This window comes from Serratia sp. JSRIV002, from assembly GCF_019968725.1.
GTDB lineage: Bacteria > Pseudomonadota > Gammaproteobacteria > Enterobacterales > Enterobacteriaceae > Chania > Chania fonticola_B.
In genome coordinates, this window is record NZ_CP074143.1 from 874,531 (window position 1) to 898,420 (window position 23,890).

22 protein-coding genes are annotated in these 23,890 nt (G+C 55.6%); 14 read left to right on the top strand and 8 right to left on the bottom strand.

All coding sequences use genetic code 11. From position 1 onward, the window contains the following. The first annotated feature begins 9 nt into the window (after nucleotides 1–9). From lspA to kefC, 10 genes are all read left to right on the top strand, one after another. Nucleotides 10–516: a signal peptidase II gene (gene lspA, locus KGP26_RS04050; protein WP_024527207.1), complete on the top strand. Its 507-nt coding sequence runs from the start codon at nucleotides 10–12 to the stop codon at nucleotides 514–516. 1 nt (nucleotide 517) lies between these two features. Then, a complete protein-coding gene (gene fkpB / locus KGP26_RS04055) occupies nucleotides 518–988 on the top strand; it encodes an FKBP-type peptidyl-prolyl cis-trans isomerase (RefSeq protein ID WP_094982165.1) in 471 nt (156 codons plus the stop codon). After that, entirely contained in the window at nucleotides 969–1,922 is a 954-nt protein-coding gene (ispH, locus tag KGP26_RS04060; protein ID WP_021179261.1) for a 4-hydroxy-3-methylbut-2-enyl diphosphate reductase, read from the top strand. Before fkpB ends, ispH begins: the two co-directional genes overlap by 20 nt. Nucleotides 1,923–2,294: 372 nt before the next feature. Continuing rightward, nucleotides 2,295–3,116 carry a 4-hydroxy-tetrahydrodipicolinate reductase gene (dapB, locus tag KGP26_RS04065; protein WP_094982164.1) on the top strand — a complete coding sequence of 274 codons (822 nt, stop codon included), beginning with the start codon at nucleotides 2,295–2,297 and terminating at the stop codon, nucleotides 3,114–3,116. A 469-nt stretch (nucleotides 3,117–3,585) separates the two neighbouring features. Continuing rightward, nucleotides 3,586–4,734, top strand: a complete 1,149-nt coding sequence (carA, locus tag KGP26_RS04070; protein ID WP_179249558.1) for a glutamine-hydrolyzing carbamoyl-phosphate synthase small subunit — start codon at nucleotides 3,586–3,588, stop codon at nucleotides 4,732–4,734. 18 nt (nucleotides 4,735–4,752) lie between these two features. Next, nucleotides 4,753–7,974, top strand: a complete 3,222-nt coding sequence (carB, locus tag KGP26_RS04075; protein ID WP_024527203.1) for a carbamoyl-phosphate synthase large subunit — start codon at nucleotides 4,753–4,755, stop codon at nucleotides 7,972–7,974. 216 nt (nucleotides 7,975–8,190) lie between these two features. Continuing rightward, complete coding sequence (locus tag KGP26_RS04080) at nucleotides 8,191–8,829, top strand: 2OG-Fe dioxygenase family protein (RefSeq protein ID WP_059199714.1); 639 nt, start codon at nucleotides 8,191–8,193, stop codon at nucleotides 8,827–8,829. Next, nucleotides 8,826–10,067 (top strand): cysteine desulfurase-like protein, encoded by a 1,242-nt coding sequence (locus tag KGP26_RS04085; protein WP_094982162.1) that lies wholly within the window; start codon nucleotides 8,826–8,828, stop codon nucleotides 10,065–10,067. The genes KGP26_RS04080 and KGP26_RS04085 overlap by 4 nt, the downstream gene beginning before the upstream one ends. 137 nt (nucleotides 10,068–10,204) lie before the next feature. Next, nucleotides 10,205–10,765: a glutathione-regulated potassium-efflux system oxidoreductase KefF gene (gene kefF / locus KGP26_RS04090; protein WP_059201950.1), complete on the top strand. Its 561-nt coding sequence runs from the start codon at nucleotides 10,205–10,207 to the stop codon at nucleotides 10,763–10,765. Then, nucleotides 10,758–12,611 carry a glutathione-regulated potassium-efflux system protein KefC gene (gene kefC / locus KGP26_RS04095; protein WP_021179268.1) on the top strand — a complete coding sequence of 618 codons (1,854 nt, stop codon included), beginning with the start codon at nucleotides 10,758–10,760 and terminating at the stop codon, nucleotides 12,609–12,611. Before kefF ends, kefC begins: the two co-directional genes overlap by 8 nt. A gap of 33 nt (nucleotides 12,612–12,644) precedes the next feature. On the opposite strand, the gene KGP26_RS04100 is transcribed toward kefC, so the two are convergent. Then, the gene (locus KGP26_RS04100; RefSeq protein WP_021179269.1) at nucleotides 12,645–13,259 is read right to left on the bottom strand and encodes a LysE family translocator; all 615 of its coding nucleotides are present in this window, start codon (nucleotides 13,257–13,259) and stop codon (nucleotides 12,645–12,647) included. Nucleotides 13,260–13,385: 126 nt separating this feature from the next. On the opposite strand from KGP26_RS04100, the gene KGP26_RS04105 reads away from it, so the two are divergent. From KGP26_RS04105 to folA, 3 genes are all read left to right on the top strand, one after another. Then, complete coding sequence (locus KGP26_RS04105; protein ID WP_071682156.1) at nucleotides 13,386–14,186, top strand: threonine/serine exporter ThrE family protein; 801 nt, start codon at nucleotides 13,386–13,388, stop codon at nucleotides 14,184–14,186. Further along, nucleotides 14,183–14,647 (top strand): threonine/serine exporter, encoded by a 465-nt coding sequence (locus KGP26_RS04110; RefSeq protein WP_021179271.1) that lies wholly within the window; start codon nucleotides 14,183–14,185, stop codon nucleotides 14,645–14,647. Before KGP26_RS04105 ends, KGP26_RS04110 begins: the two co-directional genes overlap by 4 nt. A 141-nt stretch (nucleotides 14,648–14,788) precedes the next feature. Continuing rightward, nucleotides 14,789–15,271 carry a type 3 dihydrofolate reductase gene (folA, locus tag KGP26_RS04115; RefSeq protein WP_024483559.1) on the top strand — a complete coding sequence of 161 codons (483 nt, stop codon included), beginning with the start codon at nucleotides 14,789–14,791 and terminating at the stop codon, nucleotides 15,269–15,271. A 46-nt stretch (nucleotides 15,272–15,317) separates the two neighbouring features. Here folA and apaH read toward each other — a convergent pair whose 3' ends face one another. The 6 genes from apaH to lptD form a co-directional block, all read right to left on the bottom strand. Then, nucleotides 15,318–16,169, bottom strand: a complete 852-nt coding sequence (apaH, locus tag KGP26_RS04120; RefSeq protein WP_094982161.1) for a bis(5'-nucleosyl)-tetraphosphatase (symmetrical) ApaH — start codon at nucleotides 16,167–16,169, stop codon at nucleotides 15,318–15,320. A gap of 1 nt (nucleotide 16,170) precedes the next feature. Then, a complete protein-coding gene (gene apaG / locus KGP26_RS04125; protein ID WP_039995481.1) occupies nucleotides 16,171–16,548 on the bottom strand; it encodes a Co2+/Mg2+ efflux protein ApaG in 378 nt (125 codons plus the stop codon). 13 nt (nucleotides 16,549–16,561) lie between these two features. Beyond that, entirely contained in the window at nucleotides 16,562–17,380 is an 819-nt protein-coding gene (gene rsmA, locus KGP26_RS04130) for a 16S rRNA (adenine(1518)-N(6)/adenine(1519)-N(6))-dimethyltransferase RsmA (protein ID WP_021179275.1), read from the bottom strand. Further along, a complete protein-coding gene (gene pdxA, locus KGP26_RS04135) occupies nucleotides 17,373–18,365 on the bottom strand; it encodes a 4-hydroxythreonine-4-phosphate dehydrogenase PdxA (protein WP_115159102.1) in 993 nt (330 codons plus the stop codon). Before pdxA ends, rsmA begins: the two co-directional genes overlap by 8 nt. After that, the gene (gene surA / locus KGP26_RS04140; RefSeq protein ID WP_094982160.1) at nucleotides 18,352–19,653 is read right to left on the bottom strand and encodes a peptidylprolyl isomerase SurA; all 1,302 of its coding nucleotides are present in this window, start codon (nucleotides 19,651–19,653) and stop codon (nucleotides 18,352–18,354) included. The genes pdxA and surA overlap by 14 nt, the downstream gene beginning before the upstream one ends. Nucleotides 19,654–19,720: 67 nt before the next feature. After that, nucleotides 19,721–22,087, bottom strand: a complete 2,367-nt coding sequence (gene lptD, locus KGP26_RS04145; protein ID WP_059199721.1) for an LPS assembly protein LptD — start codon at nucleotides 22,085–22,087, stop codon at nucleotides 19,721–19,723. 230 nt (nucleotides 22,088–22,317) lie between these two features. Between lptD and djlA the strand changes: the two genes are divergently transcribed. Continuing rightward, nucleotides 22,318–23,151 (top strand): co-chaperone DjlA, encoded by an 834-nt coding sequence (gene djlA, locus KGP26_RS04150; RefSeq protein WP_021179279.1) that lies wholly within the window; start codon nucleotides 22,318–22,320, stop codon nucleotides 23,149–23,151. Between the two features lie 38 nt (nucleotides 23,152–23,189). Here djlA and rluA read toward each other — a convergent pair whose 3' ends face one another. Then, nucleotides 23,190–23,840 carry a bifunctional tRNA pseudouridine(32) synthase/23S rRNA pseudouridine(746) synthase RluA gene (gene rluA / locus KGP26_RS04155; RefSeq protein ID WP_059199722.1) on the bottom strand — a complete coding sequence of 217 codons (651 nt, stop codon included), beginning with the start codon at nucleotides 23,838–23,840 and terminating at the stop codon, nucleotides 23,190–23,192. Nucleotides 23,841–23,890: the final 50 nt, after the last annotated feature.

The following is a 23,890-nucleotide window of genomic DNA, read 5'->3' on the forward strand; positions in this document are numbered from 1 at the left end:
AAGCGCCTGATGAGTAGACCGATAAGTTCGACCGGCTTGCGCTGGCTATGGCTGGTAGTGGTGGTGCTGGCGCTGGATTTTTTCAGCAAACAGTGGATCCTGAGTAACTTCGTGCTGGGCCAGACCCAGCCGTTGTTCCCGTCAATCAACCTGTACTACGCCCGTAACTACGGTGCGGCGTTCAGTTTCCTGGCGGATCACGGTGGCTGGCAGCGCTGGTTCTTTGCCGGTATTGCGGTCGCCATCGTGGTGGTGCTGCTGGTGATGATGTATCGCAGCAGTGCCCAGCAGAAGCTGAATAATATCGCCTATGCCTTTATTATCGGCGGTGCGCTCGGCAACCTGTTTGATCGTCTGTGGCATGGCTTTGTGGTCGATTTCATCGACTTTTATATCGGCAACTGGCATTACCCGACCTTCAATCTGGCGGACAGCTTTATCTGCGTCGGTGCCGCCATGATCGTGCTGGAAGGGTTCTTGCCAGCGAAGAAAAGCGTCAACAGCGAAGGTAAGTGATATGACGGCTCAGGTTAACGGCAACAGCGCAGTGCTGGTGCATTTCACGCTGAAACTGGCAGATGGAACGACCGCGGAATCCACCCAGGGCAACGGCAAACCAGCGCTGTTCCGCCTGGGCGATGGCAGCCTGTCTGCTCCGTTGGAACAGCAGTTGATCGGTTTGCGGGTAGGGGACAAATGTGCGTTTACCCTGCAACCGGAAGCCGCGTTCGGTGCGGAGAACCCGGATCTCATCCAGTTCTTCTCACGCCGCGACTTCAACGAAACCGGCGTGCCGGATGTCGGTACCATCATGCTGTTTACCGCCATCGACGGCAGTGAAATGCCTGGCGTGGTGCGCGAAGTGGCGGAAGATTCGATCACCGTTGATTTCAACCATCCGTTGGCGGGGCATCCGGTGACCTTCGATATCGAAGTGCTGGAGATCGACCCGCAGCAGGAGGAAGCGCATGCAAATATTGCTGGCTAACCCGCGTGGCTTCTGCGCCGGGGTTGATCGTGCGATCAGCATCGTAGAACGTGCGCTGGAGATTTATGGCGCGCCGATTTACGTCCGTCACGAAGTGGTACATAACCGCTACGTGGTCGAAAGCCTGCGTGAGCGCGGTGCGGTATTTATCGAAGAGATCGCGGAAGTGCCGGATGGCTCGATCCTGATCTTCTCCGCCCACGGTGTGTCACAGGCAGTTCGGGCCGAGGCCAAAGCCCGCGATCTGACCATGCTGTTTGATGCTACCTGTCCGTTGGTGACCAAGGTGCATATGGAAGTGGCTCGGGCCAGCCGTAAGGGCACCGAAGCAATCCTGATTGGCCACGCCGGGCATCCGGAAGTGGAAGGCACCATGGGCCAGTACAGCAACCCTGAGGGGGGCATGTACCTGGTTGAGTCGCCGGAAGATGTCTGGCAATTGCAGGTGAAGAACGAACATAACCTGTGCTTTATGACCCAGACCACGTTATCGGTGGACGATACTTCTGACGTGATCGATGCGTTGCGTAAGCGCTTCCCGGATATTATCGGGCCGCGTAAGGACGATATCTGCTATGCCACCACCAACCGTCAGGAAGCGGTGCGCAGCTTGGCAGGTGATGCCGACGTGGTGCTGGTAGTGGGGTCGAAGAACTCGTCCAACTCCAACCGCTTGGCGGAACTTGCCCAGCGTGTGGGTAAACCAGCCTATCTGATCGACTCGGCGGCGGACATTCAGGAATCCTGGTTGAAAGACGCCAGCAACATTGGCGTCACCGCCGGAGCCTCTGCGCCGGACGTGCTGGTTCAGGACGTCATCAGTCGCTTGAAAGCCTTGGGCGGCAAGGATGTGCATGAGCTTAGCGGCCGTGAAGAGAACATCGTGTTTGAAGTGCCGAAAGAACTGCGCATGGATATCAAGCAGATCGACTGATCGTTGCCAATATCATTAAGTAACGGGAAGCCTTGGCTTCCCGTTTTGCGTTTTAACTAGCTGAAGTTAATGGCTCCCACCGGCATCAGGTTTCAGGTGTCGCAGTATTGAGCTCGCCCATTAGCGTGCAGAATGAGCAAAAATCGACTTTATCGCCATTCATCGCAATGCATAAATAGTGCATGATTATGTAGCACCTGACGGTTGACACTTATCGGGTAATTGTTAATCAATTGACAGCGTTACTGATAACATACCGGGCATATCATAATTTTCTAATCCGTAAGCAAATCCTCTGGTAGTGACAGGGTGGGGAAGTTACCCTGAACCCATAGCCGAGGAGTGGCTTTTGACCATAAAAGAGAGCGAAGTATGACTGATTCACACATCCGCATCGCGATTGCGGGTTCCGGTGGCCGCATGGGGCGCCAATTGATACAGGCCGTGCAGCAGGCACAGGGCGTGGTATTGGGTGCAGCACTGGAGCGCCCGGGTTCTAGCCTGGTTGGTACAGATGCCGGCGAACTGGCTGGTGTTGGCGCAGTAGGTGTCACCGTCAGCGATAACCTGGAAAAGGTCGTCAATGATTTCGATATCCTGATCGATTTCACACGCCCGGAAGGCACTCTGGCCCATCTGGCGTTTTGCGTGGCCCACGGCAAAGCCATGGTGATCGGTACCACCGGCTTTGATGATGCGGGTAAAGCGGCTATTCAGGCCGCTGCGCAGCAGATTGGTATCGTGTTTGCCGCCAACTTCAGCGTGGGTGTCAACGTGGTGCTCAAGCTGTTGGAAAAAGCGGCCAAGGTGATGGGCGATTATACCGATATCGAAATTGTGGAAGCTCATCACCGCCACAAGGTAGATGCTCCTTCAGGAACGGCGTTAGCCATGGGCGAGGCGATTGCCGGTGCTTTGGGACGCGATCTGAAAGAGTGTGCGGTTTACGAGCGTGTGGGTTATACCGGCGAGCGCGATCCAAAGAGCATCGGCTTTGCCACCATTCGTGCCGGGGATATAGTGGGTGAACATACCGCCATGTTTGCCGATATTGGCGAGCGAGTAGAGATCACCCATAAAGCCTCAAGCCGGATGACGTTTGCCAATGGCGCGGTCCGTGCCGCATCCTGGATCTCAAACCAGCATAATGGGCTGTTTGATATGCGAGACGTGCTCGGTTTAGACCAGTTATAATTTATTGAACACCATCGTGATGTGGTTGTGTTGATCATAATGATATGATAATCGGACAATAATTTTATTGTCCTTTTTTTTAACATTGAAAATGAGGCTTACGATTAATTTTAATGCTGTAATCTGTTTTTGTTGGCGTTATCCAGTCTTAATCCTGTTTTTTCCGTCGTCTTTATTGCTCCCCACACCGATTTTAGCTGTTTTAAGCTATTTTTTCTGTCACTGTGTCTCGCAACCGTTTACTCGGCCTAGTTTGCTGATGTTTTTGTGCCTGTGACCCCATTAAAACCCTGAGGTCAGCAAAAATAATGGAAAAAATGGCGCTTTATCTAGACAAGCGGGACGCTCATCATTAAAATGCGCCCAATTTGCCAAAAATTGGCCTTGAGGGCGGTTTTTGCATTGATTTAGGGCGTGAAATCTGAATTAATATGCAAATATTGTGATTGATTATTCCTCGGAGGGTGTTTTGATTAAGTCAGCGCTATTGGTTCTGGAAGACGGAACCCAATTCCACGGTCGGGCCATCGGGGCAGAAGGTACGGCAGTGGGGGAAGTGGTCTTCAATACCTCGATGACCGGTTATCAAGAAATCCTCACTGATCCTTCCTACTCCCGCCAGATCGTTACTCTTACTTATCCTCATATCGGCAATGTCGGCACCAATGATTCCGACGCAGAATCCTCCGCTGTTCATGCTCAAGGCCTTGTCATCCGCGACCTGCCACTGATTGCCAGCAACTACCGCAACGAAATGGGCCTGGCCGATTACCTCAAGCGTCACAATATCGTGGCGATTGCCGATATCGATACCCGCAAGCTGACCCGCCTGCTGCGTGAGAAAGGCGCACAGAACGGCTGTATCATCGCGGGCGACCTCACCGATGCCGAACTGGCGCTGCAGAAAGCCAAAGCTTTCCCTGGCCTGAAAGGCATGGACCTGGCGAAAGAGGTCACCACCAAAGAGGCTTACGCCTGGCAACAGGGGAGCTGGACGCTGGAAGGCGATTTGCCGGAGGCCAAACCTGCGGGCGAACTGCCTTACCATGTGGTGGCCTACGATTACGGCGCCAAGCGTAACATCCTGCGTATGCTGGTGGATCGCGGCTGCCGCCTCACCGTGGTGCCAGCGCAAACCCCTGCGGAAGTGGTGCTGAAAATGGCTCCGGACGGCATCTTCCTGTCCAACGGCCCTGGTGACCCAGAGCCTTGCGATTACGCCATCAGCGCCATCAAACGCTTCCTGGAAACCGATATCCCGGTATTTGGTATCTGCCTGGGCCACCAACTGTTGGCGTTGGCCAGCGGTGCCAAAACCATGAAGATGAAGCTTGGCCACCACGGCGGTAACCACCCGGTGAAGGATCTGGATAACAACACCGTGATGATCACCGCGCAGAACCATGGCTTTGCCGTTGATGAAAATAATCTGCCGAGCACGTTGCGGGTCACGCATAAATCCCTGTTCGACCACACGGTGCAGGGCATCCATCGTACCGATAAAGCCGCGTTCAGCTTCCAGGGGCACCCAGAAGCCAGCCCAGGCCCGCACGATGCCGCGCCGCTGTTCGATCACTTTATCGAACTGATTGAGACTTACCGTACCAACGCCAAATAATCAGGAGCCAGAAAAGCCATGCCAAAACGTACAGATATAAAAAGCATCCTGATCCTCGGCGCTGGCCCGATCGTTATCGGCCAGGCGTGTGAATTTGACTACTCTGGTGCTCAGGCGTGTAAGGCGCTGCGTGAAGAAGGTTACCGCGTCGTGCTGGTTAACTCGAACCCGGCCACCATCATGACCGACCCGGAAATGGCCGACGCCACTTACATCGAGCCTATCCACTGGGAAGTGGTGCGTAAAATCATCGAGAAAGAGCGCCCGGATGCGGTGCTGCCAACCATGGGTGGGCAAACCGCACTGAACTGTGCGTTGGAGCTGGAACGTCAGGGCGTACTGGCCGAGTTCGGCGTCACCATGATCGGCGCTACCGCCGATGCCATCGACAAAGCCGAAGACCGCCGCCGTTTCGATATCGCCATGAAGAAAATTGGCCTGGACACGGCGCGTTCCGGCATCGCCCATAATATGGAAGAAGCGTTGGCGGTGGCCGCCGATGTGGGCTTCCCTTGCATTATCCGCCCGTCATTCACCATGGGCGGCACCGGTGGCGGGATCGCCTATAACCGTGAAGAATTCGAAGAAATCTGCGAACGTGGTCTGGATCTGTCCCCGACCAAAGAGCTGCTGATTGATGAATCGCTGATCGGCTGGAAAGAGTATGAGATGGAGGTGGTGCGCGATAAGAATGACAACTGCATCATCGTCTGCTCGATCGAAAACATCGATGCGATGGGGATCCATACCGGTGACTCCATCACGGTGGCTCCAGCGCAAACGCTGACCGACAAAGAATACCAAATCATGCGTAACGCCTCGATGGCGGTACTGCGTGAGATCGGCGTGGAAACCGGCGGCTCCAACGTGCAGTTCTCGGTGAACCCGAAAACCGGCCGCCTGATCGTGATTGAAATGAACCCACGCGTATCCCGTTCATCGGCGCTGGCCTCGAAAGCCACCGGCTTCCCGATTGCCAAGATCGCCGCCAAGCTGGCGGTGGGTTACACCCTCGATGAGCTGATGAATGACATCACCGGTGGCCGTACGCCAGCCTCCTTTGAACCTTCCATTGACTACGTCGTCACCAAAATCCCGCGCTTCAACTTCGAGAAGTTTGCCGGAGCCAACGATCGCCTGACCACCCAGATGAAGTCGGTCGGCGAAGTGATGGCAATTGGCCGCACCCAGCAAGAGTCGTTGCAGAAAGCGCTGCGTGGGCTGGAAGTGGGTGCGACCGGGTTCGATCCGAAAGTGAGCCTGGACGATCCGGAAGCCTTGACCAAGATCCGCCGTGAACTGAAAGATGCCGGTTCAGATCGCATCTGGTATATCGCCGATGCTTTCCGCGCCGGTCTGTCCGTCGATGGTGTGTTCAACCTGACCAACATCGACCGCTGGTTCCTGGTGCAGATTGAAGAGCTGGTGCGTCTGGAAGAGCAGGTTGCCGAAGCGGGCATCAACGGCCTGAACGCTGATTTCCTGCGTACGCTCAAGCGTAAAGGTTTTGCCGATGCGCGCCTGGCCAAGCTGGCTGGCGTAGCGGAAAGCGAAATCCGCAAGCTGCGCCACAGCTTCAACATGCATCCGGTCTACAAGCGTGTGGATACCTGTGCGGCAGAGTTTGCAACCGACACCGCCTACATGTATTCCACCTACGAAGACGAGTGTGAATCCAACCCGACCAACGATCGTCCGAAAATCATGATCCTGGGCGGTGGCCCGAACCGTATCGGCCAGGGCATCGAGTTCGACTATTGCTGCGTACACGCCTCGCTGGCGCTGCGCGAAGACGGCTACGAGACCATCATGGTCAACTGTAACCCGGAAACCGTCTCTACCGACTACGACACCTCGGATCGCTTGTACTTCGAGCCGGTGACGCTGGAAGACGTGCTGGAAATCGTGCGCATCGAGAAGCCAAAAGGCGTGATCGTGCAGTACGGCGGGCAAACCCCGTTGAAACTGGCGCGTGAGCTGGAAGCGGCAGGCGTGCCGATTATCGGCACCAGCCCGGATGCGATTGACCGTGCCGAAGACCGTGAGCGCTTCCAGCAGGCGGTTAACCGCTTGGGCCTGAAGCAGCCGGCCAACGCCACCGTGGCAACCATCGAGCAGGCGGTTGAGAAAGCGGCCGGTATCGGTTATCCGTTGGTGGTTCGCCCATCCTACGTACTGGGTGGCCGCGCGATGGAGATCGTTTATGACGACATCGACCTGCGCCGTTACTTCCAGAATGCGGTTAGCGTGTCCAACGATGCGCCTGTGCTGCTGGACCGCTTCCTGGACGATGCGGTAGAAGTGGATGTGGATGCTATCTGTGACGGCGAGCGCGTGCTGATTGGTGGCATCATGGAGCATATCGAACAGGCTGGCGTTCACTCCGGTGACTCCGCTTGTTCACTGCCAGCCTACACGCTGAGCAAAGAGATCCAGGACGTGATGCGCCAGCAGGTAGAAAAACTGGCGTTTGAACTGCAGGTCCGTGGTCTGATGAACGTGCAGTTTGCGGTGAAGAACAACGAAGTCTACCTGATCGAAGTGAACCCACGTGCCGCACGTACCGTGCCGTTCGTTTCCAAGGCGACCGGCGTAGCGCTGGCGAAAGTGGCGGCGCGCGTGATGGCCGGTAAATCACTGGCCGAACAGGGCGTGACCGAAGAGGTTATCCCGCCGTACTACTCGGTCAAGGAAGTGGTGCTGCCGTTCAACAAGTTCCCAGGCGTTGACCCGATCCTCGGGCCAGAAATGCGCTCGACCGGTGAAGTGATGGGCGTTGGCCGCACCTTCGCCGAAGCCTTCTCCAAAGCGATGTTGGGCAGTAACTCCGGCATGAAGAAAGGCCGTGCGCTGCTGTCGGTACGCAGTGGGGACAAGGCTCGCGTAGTGGATTTGGCTGCCAGCCTGCTCAAACAGGGCTTTGAACTGGATGCTACCCACGGCACCGCAGTGGTGCTGGGCGAAGCGGGGATTAACCCACGCCTGGTCAACAAGGTGCATGAGGGGCGTCCGCACATTCAGGATCGCATCAAGAACGGCGAGTATACCTACATCGTGAATACCACTGCGGGGCGTCAGGCGATTGAAGACTCCAAGCTCATCCGCCGCAGTGCGCTGCAGTATAAAGTGCACTACGACACCACGATGAACGGTGGTTTTGCCACCTCGATGGCGATGAAGGCCGATCCAACCGAGCAGGTGACTTCGGTGCAGGAACTACACGCACGTATCACCAAGTAAGTTAATAACTTGGTTGCCACTGAGGCGCTGCTTTTGCAGCGCCTTTTTTGTTGCCGCAGCAACCCAAAGGTTGCGGTTTGCGGCTTGTGCTGATTTTGTGGGGGTGCGTCATATTATTGGGATGACAAATTTGATATCCCATTATCTTTATCTATTTTTAATGGTGATTACTGTTATTTTCTGTTGTGAAACAGGCCTGTTCAATAAGGTGTCATCATGCTCAACAAACACGAGAATATCCTGCAGATCACCCATCTTAGCCAGGAAGGGATTGCTCAACTGGCTCCTTCATTCAACACGCTTCCCCACACCCAGCATGCGGATGGCAAGTACCGCCTGCGGCGTTATTCGGTCCTGCGTTTTCAGCAAGGCTTGGTGGTAGAGACGGGCAAACATGAGTTTGTACAGTCTGAGGATATCAACCATTTTCAGGGCAATATCGTCCGCCAATTCGAACCGCTCTTGACCACGACCTGGCAAAATGAGGGGATGCGCGAAATGTGCGAGGTCTTTGTTAATAGCAATGACCTACCGGACAACCAGGAGATAGAGATCCACCAAATCCGCATTACCACCACCTATGTTGAAACTCAGGTGGCACCGGAAGGTATCCATCGCGATGGTTTTGATTACATCGCGATAGTCGGTATCGACAGGCATAACATTGTCGGCGGGGATATCCTGCTCTATAACAGCAATCGCGAAGAGCCATTTTTCCGTAAGGTGTTGGAAAATGGCGAAGTTGCCATGATTGCAGACAGTAAGTTGTGGCATAACGCCTGCCCAATCCGTGCCGTCGAGACAGATAAAGAAGGGCATATGGATGTTTTTGTTCTGACAGCGAGGGTGGCATGAAATTTACGCCTGAACAAAGCCGGATGCAATTTAGCGCTCTGGGTCAGCTGTATCAAGGAAAAAGCGTGGTGTTCTTTGATGGCCCCGGTGGCTCACAGGTCCCGCGCACGGTGTTAGACAAGATGGTCGATTATTTGGGCCACCATAATGCCAACTTGGGGGGACACTATTTTTCCAGTAAAGCCACTGAGCGAGTGATGTTACAAGCCAGAGAGTCTGTTCGGGCGTTGTTGAATGCCAGCTCGGCCGACAATATTGTCTTTGGCGCCAACATGACCTCACTGACTTTTCAACTGAGCCGCGCCATCAGCCGGGATTGGCAAGCCGGGGACGAGGTGATCGTCACCGCTCTGGATCACTATGCGAACGTTTCGAGCTGGCAACAGGCCGCTGCCGATAAACAGGTCGTTGTTCATCAGGCCCCGGTTAATGAGCAGGATTGTACGTTAGACGTCGATAAACTTTGTGCGCTTATTAACGCCAAAACCCGATTGGTGGCTGTTACCTATGCGTCAAATACCACAGGTTCGATCGTGGATTTAAAGCGTATCGTTGAGGCGGCGCACCAGGTAGGCGCTTTGGTTTATGTAGATGCTGTGCACTATGCTCCACATCGTCTGATTGATGTTCAGGCGTTGGGTTGCGACATACTCCTGTGTTCCGCGTATAAGTTTTTTGGCCCACACGTCGGGATTGCCTATCTGGCTACGCCGTGGTTACAAACGTTACGTCCTTACAAGGTCGAGCCGGCCACCGATCTTGGCCCTGGGCGTTTCGAGACGGGAACTCAGAGTTTTGAAGGGCTTGCGGGAGTGACTGCTGCGATCGAATACCTGGCTCAGTGGGGAGAACCCGGTGCGCCGTTGCGCCAGCGCTTGCAAGACAGCTTTAGCCAACTCAGCCAGCATGAAGAAGCGCTCAGCGCTTATTTCCTGGAAAAACTACGGCAAGTGAAGGGGGCGCGCTTGTACGGTATCGATCGGCCCGATGCCAACCGCCGGACCCCGACTTTTGCCGTGACGTTTGCGTACGGGCTGCCTGAAGAGGTTGCCAAGGCGTTGGGAGAACACAATATTTGTGTCGGCAACGGGCATTTTTATGCGCTGGGGCTGGTCCGCCAACTGGGTCTGGAGCAACGTGGCGGTGTCGTGCGGATCGGATTAATGCACTACAACACCCACCAGGAAATTGACCGTTTGTTTGAGATTATCAACACGTTGAATCAGTCACTGCCGTAAGCCGGTGATGCCATATCGCCCCCATATCCTGACGATCAGGGGATGGGGGCATCGTGAGCCAGCAAGTTTTCATGCCAGTAATGGCGACACTATGACTGGTATATACTCGTTGTATGAAACGCAACAACGAGAAGCGCATGATCCTGATTATTTACGCCCATCCCTATCCTCGGCATTCTCATGCCAACCAACGGTTGCTACAGGCGGTAAAAGACATTCCCGGCGTGGAAGTTCGTGCACTGTATGAACTGTATCCGGATTTTAATATCGATATCAACGCCGAACAGCGGGCGTTGGAACGGGCCGATATGGTGGTTTTACAGCATCCGATGCAGTGGTACAGCCTGCCGCCGTTGCTGAAACTGTGGATCGACAAAGTGCTGGAGCATGGCTGGGCCTATGGCCACGAGGGCAACGCCCTGGTGGGGAAAGACTGCCTATGGGCGGTCACCAGCGGCGGAGATGAGCAGCATTTCGCGTTGGGCGATTACCCCAACTTTGCCGCACTGGGCCAGCCGCTGCAGGCCACAGCGATTTACTGCGGTATGAAGTGGCAACCGTATTTTGCCGTGCACAACACCTTTACCTGTAACGAACCGGCCTTGATCGCCGCTGGAGAAGCCTATCGCCAGCGGCTGGTGCAGTATCTGATGGAACACAGTGATCCAGCAGCAGAGCAGGAGTCCGTGCATGGATAACCACTCGATGATGATTGAAGGGCTGATCTATCTGGGATCGGCCGGACTGTTGGTGCCGATTGCCGTACGCCTGGGATTGGGATCGGTACTTGGCTACCTGATTGCGGGCTGCGTCATTGGCCCCTGGGGGTTGAAACTGGTTTCCGATCCCGAGTCGATACTGACCTTTGCCGAAATCGGCGTGGTATTGATGCTGTTTATCATCGGGCTGGAGCTGGATCCCCGGCGGTTGTGGACGCTGCGGGCAGCGGTCTTTGGCGGTGGGAGCATCCAGATGGTGGGATGCGGTCTGGTGCTGAGCGCCTTCTGCTATTTCCTCGGCCTGAATTGGCAGGTGGCCTTGCTGATTGGCTTGACGTTGGCTCTCTCCTCTACGGCGATCGCCATGCAGGCGATGAGTGAGCGTAACCTGACGCCTTCACCCATTGGCCGCAGTTCGTTTGCGGTGCTGTTGTTCCAGGATATTGCTGCCATTCCCTTGGTGGCGATGATCCCACTGCTAGCCAGCAGCGGTGCGGCTACCACGCTGGGTGCCTTTGTGTTTTCTGCCGCCAAGGTGGTGGGGGCGCTGGCGGTCGTGGTGTTACTGGGGCGCTATGTGACCCGGCCCTTGCTGCACTTTGTGGCGCGTTCCGGCATGCGTGAAGTTTTTAGCGCCGTGGCGCTGTTCCTGGTGTTTGGCTTTGGCATTCTGCTGGAGATGGCTGGGCTATCGATGGCGATGGGAGCCTTTTTGGCTGGCGTGTTGCTGGCCAGTTCCGAATACCGCCATGCGCTGGAAAGCGATATTCAGCCATTTAAAGGCCTGCTGCTTGGGCTGTTCTTTATCGGCGTGGGGATGTCGATCGACTTTGGCACGCTGTTCCATCATCCGTTGCTGATCGCCTCGCTGTTGCTGGGCTTTATGCTGCTGAAGGCGGCACTGCTGTGGCTGGTTGCGCCGATGCTTGGGGTACCCAAGCGTCAGCGCGGGCTGTTCGCCATTTTGCTGGGGCAGGGCAGTGAGTTTGCCTTTGTGATCTTTGCTGCGGCGCAGATGGCCGGTGTATTACCGCTCGAATGGGCTAAATCGCTGACGTTGGCCGTTGCACTTTCGATGGCCGCTACGCCATTGCTGCTGGTGGTTGCCGCTCGCCTGGCCAAGAATGCCCCACAGGACGAACGCCCGGCAGACGTGATCGACGAAGAGAATGCCAGCGTGATCATCGCCGGTTTTGGCCGTTTTGGCCAGATCGCCGGCCGTATGCTGCTGGCTAACGGCGTGCATACCGTGGTGTTGGATCACGATCCGGACCATATCGAAACGCTGCGCAAATTTGGTACCAAGGTGTTCTATGGCGATGCGACGCGAGCCGATCTGTTGGAAGCCGCGGGGGCAGAACATGCCAAAATCCTGATTAACGCCATCGACGATGTGGAAGCCAACCTGCAACTGACGGCGTTGGTCAAACGCCATTTCCCGCACCTGAAAGTGGTGGCGCGTGCCCGCGATGTGGATCACTGGTATCAATTGCGGCAGTTGGGGGTGGAGAAACCCGCACGGGAAACCTTTGAAAGCTCGTTACTGATCGGCAGAGAAACTCTCGAGCTGCTGGGGCTGGACGCCTACGAAGCTCGTGAAAAGGCGGATACCTTCCGGCGTTATAACCTGAAGATGCTGGAGGATACGCTAGAGAACTACGAAGATACCGAGTTCCGTGTCGCCAGCCTGCAACGGGCTAAAGAAATGCTGTCGTCGGCCATCGAGCAAGATCAGAAGCGCCTATCTCACGTGCAGCAAAACGGCTGGCGCGGCAGTATTGATGGCAAAGCACCGGAGGAAGAGGTCGTAGAGGCGAAAGGGTAATAGCTTGGCGAGGGTTTTACCCTCGCCGGTTTTTCAGCTCAGCGCGACTTTGATACCCAAGGCGATTAACATCCCGCCCAACAGCTTATCGACCACCTTCTGTGTTTTCTCCAGCCCACGGCGCACCGGCCCGCTTTGGATCAAAAACACCAGCACCGGCCACCAAACGGCGGAAAGGCCGAAAATAATTCCGGCGTACCACAGCTTTTCACCCAGGCCGGAGTTGATTTGCAGTACCTGGGTAAACACCGCCAGGAAGAACAGCGTGGCTTTCGGGTTGAGCAGATTACACAGGTAACCTTGTACAAAGGCGCTTTTCAGGCTGACCTGTTGTTGAGGCAGGCTGCTGACGTTCATCTTGCTACCCCCGCGTGATAACAGGGCCTGAATGCCGACCCAAATCAGGTACACCGCACCAGCGTATTTCAGCACGTTGAATAACCACGGCGTGGTGGTGATGACTACCGCCAGGCCCGCGACACAGTAAGACATATGAGTTGCCACGCCGCAGATCACGCCGAACGCGGTCATCATTGCTGCCAGGCGCGGATAGCGCGCCGCATTTTTAATCACCAGAAAAAAGTCTGGCCCGGGGGAAAGCATGCCGAGTGTGGCAATACCGGCGACAAACAATGAGGTTTCAAGCATGAGCGAGTCTCTGAAAAAGGCCTAATTCTGCTGATAATAACGCCACTCCTCCTGACGTGCATCAACCTATTACACTAATCTCTGGTTATATGATGGGGCTTCATTAAGAGGAAGTGATTGAGCGATATGAAAAAGGAATTAACCGCAGAGCTACCCGGTGTAAACCAGCAACAGCGTGAAATCACCCGTCTGTGTATTCAGTGTGCGTTGCTGCTGCTACAGCACGGGGCGGAAAGTATGGTGGTGGAACAACTCTCGACTCGTTTGGGCCTGGCGCTTGGCATGGATAGCGTAGAAAGCTCCATCTCGGCCAACGCCGTGGTGCTGACCACCATCAGCAATGATGCCTGCTTGACCACCACACGGAAGAACGTCGATCGCGGGATCAACATGCAAATGGTGACCGAGGTACAGCACATTGTGATCCTGGCGGAACACCATTTGGCCGACGTCCATGACGTAGCTCGGCGCTTTGAAAAGATCCGCCCGTTGCGCTATCCGCGTTGGCTGGTGGTGCTGATGGTGGGGTTGTCCTGTGGCTGTTTCAGCATGCTCAACGGCGGCGGGCCAGATGCTTTTGCGGTTACCTTTATGGCCAGCGGCCTGGCGATGTTTGTGCGCCAGATGCTGACCGCTCGCCATATGAATCCACTGATCAACTTTTGCCTGACGGCCTTTGTGGCCACGTCGGTCTCCGGCCTGCTGTTACGCGTACCGCTTTTCCACCAAACCTCCAGCGTGGCGATGGCGGCCAGCGTGCTGTTGCTGGTTCCCGGTTTCCCGCTGATCAACGCGGTAGCCGATATGTTTAAAGGCCACGTGAATACCGGCCTGGCCCGCTGGGCGATGGCCAGTCTGCTGACGCTGGCAACCTGCATCGGCGTGGTGATGGCGATGTCGCTGTGGGATTTGCGGGGGTGGTCATGAGCCTGCTGTGGGCGCTGTTACAGGACATGCTGTTGGCGGCGGTACCCGCGCTCGGCTTTGCCATGGTGTTCAATGTGCCGGTACGAGCGCTGCGCTATTGTGCCTTGCTCGGGGCGCTGGGGCATGGATCGCGGATGCTGCTGATGCATTTTGGCATGAATATCGAGTGGGGCTCGTTCCTGGCCGCCATTCTGATCGGCATCATCGGCATTTATTGGTCACGCTGGCTGCTGGCGCATCCCAAGGTGTTCACCGTTGCGGCGGTGATCCCGATGTTCCCCGGTATTTCAGCCTATACCGCGATGATCAGCGTGGTGGAGATTTCGCATTTGGGCTACAGCGAAGCCCTGATGTCGGTGATGATCTCTAACTTCCTCAAAGCCTGTTTTATCGTGGGAGCCTTGTCGATCGGCCTGTCGGTACCGGGTCTGTGGCTGTATCGTAAACGTCCCGGCGTTTAGGGATTTTTCTAAGGATCTGGGATTATTAGAGTTTATCTTCAGAGCCGTCCGATATATGAGTATCGCTCGATTCGTCTATCGACGGTGGCCGGGGCTTTACGTATAGTGTGAACAATTTTGCTGCCTATACAGGGTTAAACAATGATTATCAGCCTGATTGCTGCTTTGGCGGCGGATCGCGTTATTGGTATGGAAAATGCCATGCCGTGGCACCTGCCGGAGGATTTGGCGTGGTTTAAACGTAATACGTTAAATAAACCGGTGATTATGGGCCGTAAGACCTTTGAGTCGATTGGCCGTCCCTTGCCGGGCCGTCATAATATCGTATTAAGCAGCCAGCCGGGTAAAGAACCTGGCGTGACCTGGGTAACTTCGCTGGAGGAGGCTTTGGCTGCGGCTGGCGAGGTGGAGGAAGTGATGGTGATGGGCGGTGGCAGCATTTATAGCCAGTTCCTGCCACGGGCTTCCCGAATGTATCTGACGCATATCGATGCTGAAGTAGGCGGAGATACCTACTTCCCGGATTACGAGCCAGACGAATGGGAAACCTCATTCAGCGCCTTCCACGATGCGGACGCACTGAACTCGCACGGCTACTGTTTTGAGATTCTGGAACGCCGCTAAGGCGGGTTAGCTATCAAATGGGCACCCTTGGGTGCCCATTGTCGTTTTAAGAAGCCGCCAGCGTATCCGCGCCGTCTATCGCATCACGGCGGTTGCTTGGCTGGGTAAAGTAGCGCTTGTCTTCCCAACGTAGCAGGGTCAAATCCCCACCCCAACAGCAGCCGGTATCCAGACCGATGATGCCTTCCGGCGTGCCTTTGCCCTCCAGTGAAGCCCAGTGACCGAAGATGATACTGTACTCGGGATCGACCAGACGCGGCAGATCAAACCAGGGTTTCAGCGGAGCGGGAGCGGTGCCCGGCGCATCTTTGCAGATCATGTCCAACTGGCCGTTAGGGAAGCAATAGCGCATGCGGGTCAAGGCATTGGTGCTAAAGCGTAGGCGTGCAAGCCCACTCAGCTCTGGGCTCCAGTTGTTGGGCATATCGCCGTACATCGCATCCAGAAATAACGGATAACTGTCGCTGCTGAGTACCGCTTCCACTTCACGGGCACACATCTGTGCGGTCTCGATATCCCACTGTGGGGTAATGCCGGCGTGGCCCATGATCAGTTTGCGTTCATCATCCACCTGTAGCACTGGTTGGCGACGCAGCCAGTTGATCAACTCGTCAGCATCAGGTGCTTCGAGCAAGGGGGTAATGCGGTCTTTGGGTTTGTTACGGCTGATACCGGCGTACACCGCCAGCAGGTGCAGGTCATGGTTACCCAGAACCATGCGCAATGCCGGGCCGAGAGAGCGGAGGTAGCGCAGCACTTCGAGCGAGCCAGGGCCACGGGCGACCAGGTCGCCAGTCAGCCAAAGTTGGTCTTGCAGGGGATCGAAATCAACCTGAGCTAATAGCGACTGCAGTTCATCGAAACAGCCATGAACGTCGCCGATAAGATATGTCGACATATTAGTGGATCAGCGTAGGGATGGCTAAACGGAACACCGGAATGGCGGTACGGAATGGCTGACCCTGCTGATCAACCATTTCATAGTGGCCTTCCATGGTGCCCAGCGGGGTTTCGAGTATCGCACCGCTGGTATATTGGAACTCGCTGCCGGGCCGGATAATGGGCTGTTCACCGATCACCCCCTCGCCCTGAACCTCGGTTTGGCGGCCGTTGCTGTTGGTGATCAGCCAGTAACGGCCCAGCAGTTGCACGTCAAAGCGCCCCAGATTACGGATGGTAACGGTATACGCGAAGACGTAACGTTCTTCCTCAGGAATCGATTGTGATTCTACATACACACTCTGTACCTGCACACATACACGGGGCGAATCAATCATGACAACTGCTCCTTTATTGCTGCTGCGCCTGCTGTTGTGAAAGCCAGTTAGCCAGCTTACAGTACTGCGCTACAGAAATATTCTCTGCTCTGAGCGTCGGATCGACGCCGAGTTCCGTCAACTGTTCCGGGGTGAAAAGATCGCCCAGGCTGTTGCGGATGGTTTTTCTGCGTTGGTTAAATGCCTGGGTGGTCACACGGCTGAGCATGCGCACATCGCCGACAATATTGGGCATCACCAGATGTGGTACCAGACGAACCACGGCAGAATCGACTTTAGGCGGCGGTGCGAACGCTGTCGGCGGCACTTCCAACACCGGAATAACGTTACAATAATACTGCGCCATCACGGTCAAACGCCCGTATGCCTTGCTGTTTGGGCCGGCAACCAGACGGTTGACCACCTCTTTTTGCAGCATAAAATGCATGTCGCGGATAGCGGAAGTATAGCTGAAAAGGTGGAACATCAGCGGCGTCGAGATGTTATACGGCAGGTTGCCGAACACGCGCAACGATTGGCCTTCTACGGCTGCCAGCTCGGCGAAGTTCACCGTCATGGCATCTTGCTGATGAATGGTCAGCTTGTCTTTTAGCTGTGGGTGATTGGCCAGGCGAGCCGCCAGATCGCGGTCAAGTTCAATGACCGTCATGCGGTCCATCCGTGCGCCAACCGGCTCGGTCAAGGCTCCCAGGCCTGGGCCGATTTCGACTACCGCTTCGCCCGGCTGTGGGTGAATGGCTGAGACAATGCTATCGATGACAAACTGATCGGTTAAAAAGTTCTGTCCAAAACGTTTGCGGGCAAAGTGCCCTTGGTGGACTCTATTATTCATTGCTGTTAATTATCATTTTAATGGCGAGAGCCAAGGCCGTTTTGAAGCTGCCTGCATCGGCAGTGCCGCTGCCAGCCAGTTCCAACGCGGTACCATGGTCGACCGAGGTACGGATAAAAGGCAAACCGAGGGTGATATTCACCGCCCGACCAAACCCCTGGTATTTTAGTACAGGCAAGCCCTGATCGTGATACATCGCCAGCACCGCATCTGCATGTTGCAGATATTTGGGCTGGAACAGCGTATCCGCCGGGAGCGGGCCAATCAGTTGGATACCGCGGCTGCGCAGCTCGTCCAAAGCCGGAATAATCACATCCAGCTCTTCACGGCCCATATGGCCGCCTTCCCCCGCGTGTGGGTTTAGCCCACAGACGTAAATCAGCGGGTGTGGGATGCCAAACTGGTTTTTCAGATCCCGATCGAGAATGGTGATCACTTCGAACAGGCTCTGTTGGGTAATGGCGCCCGGGACTGCAAGTAACGGCAGATGGGTCGTTGCCAGAGCGACGCGCAGTTCCTCGGTAGCCAGCATCATCACCACCCGTTCACAATGACTGCGATCGGCAAAGAACTCGGTATGGCCGGTAAAGGCGACGCCAGCGTCGTTGATGATGCTTTTGTTGACCGGGCCAGTAACCAGCGCGGCGAACTCACCGTTCAGGCAACCGTCACAGGCGCGTGCCAGAGTCTCGACCACATAGGCGCTGTTGGCGACGTTAAGTTCACCAGCGACCACGGCCTCCGGGGCTGCAACGGGCAATACCGTTAATGTCCCGGCACGCTGGGGCTGTGCAGCCTGGCCTGGCTGGTAGTCGCGCAGCGTGAGCGGTAACGCCAACTGGCGGGCGCGCTCAAGCAACAAGGCCGGATCGGCGCACACCACCAGCTCAACAGGCCAATCCTGTTGTGCCAGTACGGTGACCAAATCCGGCCCAACCCCGGCAGGCTCGCCGGGGGTGATGACGATACGGTTATTGTGGTGCATTGCTTCCATCGAGGATCTTCACGTAAGCAGCGGCACGTTGTTCCTGCATCCAGGTTTGCGCTTCTTCGGCGAACTTGCGGTTAAACAGCATGCGGTAGGCACGATCTTTCTGCGCCGCATCGGTTTTATCCACCTGGCGGGTATCCATCAACTGGATCAGATGCCAGCCAAAGGAAGAGTGTACCGGCTCGCTGACCTGGCCTTTTTGCAGCTTCAGCAGCGCATCGCGGAAGGCAGGATCGTACATGTCTGGCGAAGCCCAACCCAGATCGCCGCCCTGCAGGGCAGAGCCTGGATCTTGTGACAGCTGTTTGGCTTCGTCTTCAAACTTCGCTTTGCCGCTCTTGATGGCCGCTGCCACTTCTTGCAGCTTGGCGCGTGCCTGATCGTCGGTCATCACCACTGAAGGTTTCAGCAGGATATGACGGGCATGCACTTCGGTCACGGAAATCGACTGGGTACCGCCACGGATATCGTTGACCTTCAGGATATGGAAGCCGACGCCGGAGCGGATTGGGCCAACCACGTCGCCTTTTTTGGCACTGGACAGACGTTCAGCAAACAGCGTTGGCATTTCCTGCAGTTTACCCCAACCCATCTGGCCGCCTTTCAGCGCCTGTGAGTCGGCAGAGTAGGTGATCGCCAGTTTGCCGAAATCGGCACCGCCGGTCGCTTCACCCGCCAGACGTTTTGCCAGCGCTTCGGCTTCATCAACCTGCTTCTGCGATGGGTTTTCTGGCAGCGGGATCAGGATGTGGCTGATGTTGATGTCGGTTTCACCGCCGTTCTGTGCGCCGACCTGTTTGGCCAACGCGTCAACTTCCTGTGGCAGGATGGTGACACGGCGACGCACTTCGTTGTTACGCACTTCCGAGGTCAGCATTTCCTTGCGGATCTGCGCACGGTAAGTGTTGTAGTTCAGACCTTCATACGCCAAGCGGCTACGCAGTTGATCCAGACTCATCTTGTTCTGGGCGGCGATGTTGCCGATCGCCTTGTCCAGATCGGCATCGCTGACGGTGATCCCCATTTTTTGCGCCATCTGCAGCAGGATGTTATCCATAATCAGACGTTCAAGGATCTGGTGACGCAACGTATTGTCGTCTGGCAATTGCTGGCCAGCCTGCTGTGCGTTGAGTTTCACCGATTGCATCAGGCCGTTCACGTCGCTCTCGAGGACTACGCCGTTATCGACGACGGCGGCGACTTTATCCATTTGTTGCGGTGCTGCGAACGCGGTATTGGCACAAACCACCAATCCGAGAAGAAGCGTTCTCCAGTTCTTCATACATTTCCCGTTATCTGTTTCCGCAAATGCGGGTGAAAGTTGTTTTTTTTCAATTCGTTAATCAATATCAGAATGCGCGCTGGTAAGGCAGAATACCCGAGCGCAGCATTTCATTGGTGCCAAGGCTGTGATCGCTGCTCAAGCCGCGCAGCTCGACGTTGAATGAAACTTTGTTATCGTACTTGCTGACCTGATTGCCGTTGTCCCAATCGGTGATCTTACGCTCATAACCCACGTTAACCGCCCAGCAGCAGGTGTTATAACGCAGGCCGACCAATTGGTTGGCGGTTTGTTTCGCACGGGTATCGTAGTAATACGCCCCGACCACCGCCCAACGATCGGCAATCGGCCAACTGGCCACCATACCGACCTGTGAAATACCGTCCTGATAGCCCGGGTTGCTGATATCCGGCAGGGTTGCCGAAATATATTCCGGGCTGGCATAACGATAGTTCAACTGCACCATGCGATTCTGATCCTGACGATATTCCACAACCGCGTCGCCTAACGCGACGCTATCGAGACGGGTGTCGTATTGCACACCACCACGCAGGCCCCAGCGATCGTCAATCTTCCAATAGGTGTCACCAGCCCAGACGACGCTGCCGGTATCATCGCTATTATCAAAGTTGCTACTTTGATCCCCGGTCCGCGAGCGACTGAGGTAGTAGATTTGACCTACGGATACGTTAAAACGTTCAACCAGTGCGTCATCATAAATACGCGAGGTGACACCGGCTGCTACGCGGTTCTGCGAGGCGACACGATCAAGGCCGCTGTAGGAACGGTCGCGGAACAGGCCTGAGTAGTCGGTTTGCAGCAGGGTTGAGTCATAGGTATAGATGTTGCTTTGGTCGCGATAAGGCACGTACAGGTACTGCATACGCGGCTCAATGGTTTGGGTAAAACCTTCTGACCAATCCATTGGGCGTTCGAACACCACTTTGCCGTCGGTCTTGAACTGCGGCAGTACGCGGTTGACCGAATCTTCCAGATCGGGAACCGGGCTCCCCGGGTTACGGCTGGCATAGTCGGCGGCAAAACCGTTCGGGATGGTCTGCTGGAAATGCGTCGCCATCAGTTTGGCTTCGGTATTCAGGCTACCCCAACTGTTGGCCAACGGCAGATTGATCGCCGGTGCTACATGCCAACGAGTGGCTTTCGGGTTATTTGGGTTGACGCTGGTAAAGTTGGCAACCTGGGCGTAGGTGTGGAAATCAAACGGGCCAATATCCGATTTATAGTAGTTGAGATCCAACTGTGGCTGTGCACGATAGGCGTTTTGGTTGCCCACCCCGCTGAAGATCTGGAACTGCTTGGAAGCCAACGTAGCATCCCAGTTCTCATCGGCATAACCGACGCTGAATTTCTGCGTGGCGTAGCCATCGGTGGTGGAGCCGTATTTGGAGTCCAGATCGGTGAAGTAATAAGGGTCGCTGACCTTGGTGTAGTCGACGTTGAAACGCCACACCTGATTCATTACGCCGTTATGGCCCCAGTAGAACAGCCAACGCTTACTGTCGTCGACATCCCCATGGTCTTTTTCGAACTGCCTATCGCTTGGCAGCCAGTCGAAGGCCATGGTGCCCAGACCCGGTTGCAGCAGATAACGGAATTCGTTCTGCCACTGCAGGCCACGATTCGTCATGTAATGCGGGGTGATGGTGGCATCAAAGTTTGGCGCAATGTTCCAGTAATACGGCAGCATGAACTCGAAGCCGTTATTACTACCATATTTGGCATTGGGGATCAGGAAGCCGGAGCGGCGTTTATTGCCCACTGGCAGCTGCAAATAGGGGCTGTAGAACACCGGCACCTTGCCAATCTTGAAGCGGGCGTTCCACACTTCGGCCACTTCTTCTTCGCGATCGAGGATCACTTCGGAGCCCACTACGCTCCAACTGTTATCGCCAGGCAGGCAAGAGGTGAAGGTACCGTTTTCCAGGATGGTGTAGCGGTTTTGGCCGCGCATCTTCATCTTGTCGGCGTCACCACGCCCTTGGCGACCTACCATTTGATAGTCGCCCTGATAGACGTCGGTATCTTTGGTGTTCAGGTTTGACCAGGCTTTAGGGCCTTTCAGTTTGATCTGATTATCTGCGTAGTTCACGTCACCGGTGGCGGTAACGGTACGGATCGGATCCGGTAGCCCATCTTTTTGCGTCTGCTTCAGCTCAACCTGCTTCGCCGTCAGGGTGCTGTTGCCCTGTTCGACGTTGACGTTGCCAGTGAACAGTGCGTTGTTCGGATAGTTGGCTTCTGAATCATCGGAAATGATGGTGACCGGCAGGCTGTTGGGGTCGCCGCTGATCAACGGTTTATCGTAAACAGGCACGCCGAGCATACATTGCTCGGCCAGATCTGCCAGCGCGTGCTGACTATAAATTGCCGTCCAAATCAACGTGGCCAGCAGTGTTGGGAAACTTTTTTTCATACGCGGTATTGGTGTTCCGTCATCAGAGGCGTCATGTCCGGCAAACGGTCAGAGACTATATCACTCATCAGCGTTGCGCTAGTGTTAAATCCTGCCGTTCGATTGCGTCGTCGTTAGGCGCAGAGATAAATGACAGGTATGATAATCGAATTCTTGGAAAAAATCGCCTTAACCCTTGCTCGTACCGATAGGGATACACGGCTTATTACGGTTTGATAGTTGGGGAGTATATGCAGTATTGGGGAAAACTGCTCGGAGTGATTGTCGCCATTTGGGCTGGCGGCGGATTCTGGGGTGTCGTGCTGGGGTTGATCGTTGGCCATATGATCGACACCGCACGTAATAACAAGCGCAGCCGGGGCTTCTTTACCGACCAGCAAACGCGGCAGACGTTATTTTTTCGCACTACCTTTCAGGTTATGGGGCATCTGACCAAATCGAAAGGGCGGGTGACCGAAGCCGATATCCAGATAGCCAGCCTGTTTATGGACCGCCTGCAGCTGCATGGCGAAGCCCGTACCGCGGCGCAGCAAGCGTTCCGCGAAGGCAAGCACAGCCAGTTCCCGCTGCGTGAAACCTTGCAGCAGTTGCGCAGCATCTGTTTTGGTCGCTTTGATCTGATTCGGATGTTTCTGGAAATTCAAATCCAGGCCGCGTTTGCCGACGGTTCATTGCATCCGAATGAACGCCAGGTGCTGTATGTGATCGCCGAAGAGCTGGGTATTTCCCGCGCTCAGTTCGATCAGTTCCTCAGTATGATCGAAGGAGGGCGTCAGTTTGGCGGCGGCAGTTGGCAGGGGCAGCAAGGGGGATACTCCCAGGGCGGCTACCAGCAGGCGCAACGTGGCCCGACGCTGGAAGATGCCTGCAAGGTGCTGGGCGTGAACAGCAGCGACGATGCCACCACCATCAAGCGTGCCTATCGTAAGCTGATGGGCGAGCATCACCCGGATAAGTTGGTCGCCAAGGGATTGCCGCCGGAAATGATGGAGATGGCGAAACAGAAAGCGCAGGAGATCCAGGCCGCCTACGACCTGATCAAACGTGAGAAGGGCTTCAAGTAGTTGTCGTTAAGGGCGCCGAGTGCGGCGCCCTTAAAAACTCAGAAATCCGGTTCTACGCGAAAATGCATCGGGGTCTGGAACGCGGGATGGGTGATACGCAACTCTTGTGCGTGCAGTTGCAGGCGCGGTGCCATCGCCTTGGCCTCTGGCGGGGCGTAGAAGCCATCGCCGAGAATGGGGTGACCCAATGCCAGCATATGCACGCGCAATTGGTGTGAGCGCCCGGTGATGGGCAGCAGCTTGACCCGCGTGCTGCCATCCGGGTCCCGGGAAAGCACCACATATTCGGTCTGCGCAGCCTTGCCGGTTTCGAAACACACTTTCTGCAAGGGCCGGTTCGGCCAGTCGCAAATCAGCGGTAAATCCACCAACCCTTCATCCTGTGCCATATGCCCCCACACGCGGGCGATATAGCATTTTTTCGGCTCGCGCTCGCGGAACTGGCGTTTTAGCTCACGCTCGGCGGCCTTGTTCAATGCCACCACGATCACCCCGCTGGTCGCCATATCCAGGCGATGCACGGATTCTGCCGCCGGAAAGTCTGCCTGGATACGCGTCATCAGGCTGTCCTTGTTCTCCGGAGCACGGCCAGGCACGGAAAGCAGTCCGCTAGGTTTGTTGACCACGATGATGTGCTCATCCTGATACAGTACGTGCATCGGATCTTGCGGGGGATTGTAAGGTTCCATGTTAGCTCCGCTGAGAAGGGCAAACCGGGGAGCCTTGGCTCCCCGCTGTG

Excerpts from the sequence above, each read along its gene's own strand:
- lspA (WP_024527207.1), top strand. The coding sequence starts at position 10 with ATGAGTAGACCGATAAGTTCGACCGGCTTGCGCTGGCTATGGCTGGTA.
- fkpB (WP_094982165.1), top strand. The coding sequence starts at position 518 with ATGACGGCTCAGGTTAACGGCAACAGCGCAGTGCTGGTGCATTTCACG.
- ispH (WP_021179261.1), top strand. The coding sequence starts at position 969 with ATGCAAATATTGCTGGCTAACCCGCGTGGCTTCTGCGCCGGGGTTGAT.
- dapB (WP_094982164.1), top strand. The coding sequence starts at position 2,295 with ATGACTGATTCACACATCCGCATCGCGATTGCGGGTTCCGGTGGCCGC.
- carB (WP_024527203.1), top strand. The coding sequence starts at position 4,753 with ATGCCAAAACGTACAGATATAAAAAGCATCCTGATCCTCGGCGCTGGC.
- KGP26_RS04080 (WP_059199714.1), top strand. The coding sequence starts at position 8,191 with ATGCTCAACAAACACGAGAATATCCTGCAGATCACCCATCTTAGCCAG.
- KGP26_RS04085 (WP_094982162.1), top strand. The coding sequence starts at position 8,826 with ATGAAATTTACGCCTGAACAAAGCCGGATGCAATTTAGCGCTCTGGGT.
- kefF (WP_059201950.1), top strand. The coding sequence starts at position 10,205 with ATGATCCTGATTATTTACGCCCATCCCTATCCTCGGCATTCTCATGCC.
- kefC (WP_021179268.1), top strand. The coding sequence starts at position 10,758 with ATGGATAACCACTCGATGATGATTGAAGGGCTGATCTATCTGGGATCG.
- KGP26_RS04100 (WP_021179269.1), bottom strand. The coding sequence starts at position 13,259 with ATGCTTGAAACCTCATTGTTTGTCGCCGGTATTGCCACACTCGGCATG.
- KGP26_RS04105 (WP_071682156.1), top strand. The coding sequence starts at position 13,386 with ATGAAAAAGGAATTAACCGCAGAGCTACCCGGTGTAAACCAGCAACAG.
- KGP26_RS04110 (WP_021179271.1), top strand. The coding sequence starts at position 14,183 with ATGAGCCTGCTGTGGGCGCTGTTACAGGACATGCTGTTGGCGGCGGTA.
- folA (WP_024483559.1), top strand. The coding sequence starts at position 14,789 with ATGATTATCAGCCTGATTGCTGCTTTGGCGGCGGATCGCGTTATTGGT.
- apaH (WP_094982161.1), bottom strand. The coding sequence starts at position 16,169 with ATGTCGACATATCTTATCGGCGACGTTCATGGCTGTTTCGATGAACTG.
- apaG (WP_039995481.1), bottom strand. The coding sequence starts at position 16,548 with ATGATTGATTCGCCCCGTGTATGTGTGCAGGTACAGAGTGTGTATGTA.
- rsmA (WP_021179275.1), bottom strand. The coding sequence starts at position 17,380 with ATGAATAATAGAGTCCACCAAGGGCACTTTGCCCGCAAACGTTTTGGA.
- pdxA (WP_115159102.1), bottom strand. The coding sequence starts at position 18,365 with ATGCACCACAATAACCGTATCGTCATCACCCCCGGCGAGCCTGCCGGG.
- surA (WP_094982160.1), bottom strand. The coding sequence starts at position 19,653 with ATGAAGAACTGGAGAACGCTTCTTCTCGGATTGGTGGTTTGTGCCAAT.
- lptD (WP_059199721.1), bottom strand. The coding sequence starts at position 22,087 with ATGAAAAAAAGTTTCCCAACACTGCTGGCCACGTTGATTTGGACGGCA.
- djlA (WP_021179279.1), top strand. The coding sequence starts at position 22,318 with ATGCAGTATTGGGGAAAACTGCTCGGAGTGATTGTCGCCATTTGGGCT.
- rluA (WP_059199722.1), bottom strand. The coding sequence starts at position 23,840 with ATGGAACCTTACAATCCCCCGCAAGATCCGATGCACGTACTGTATCAG.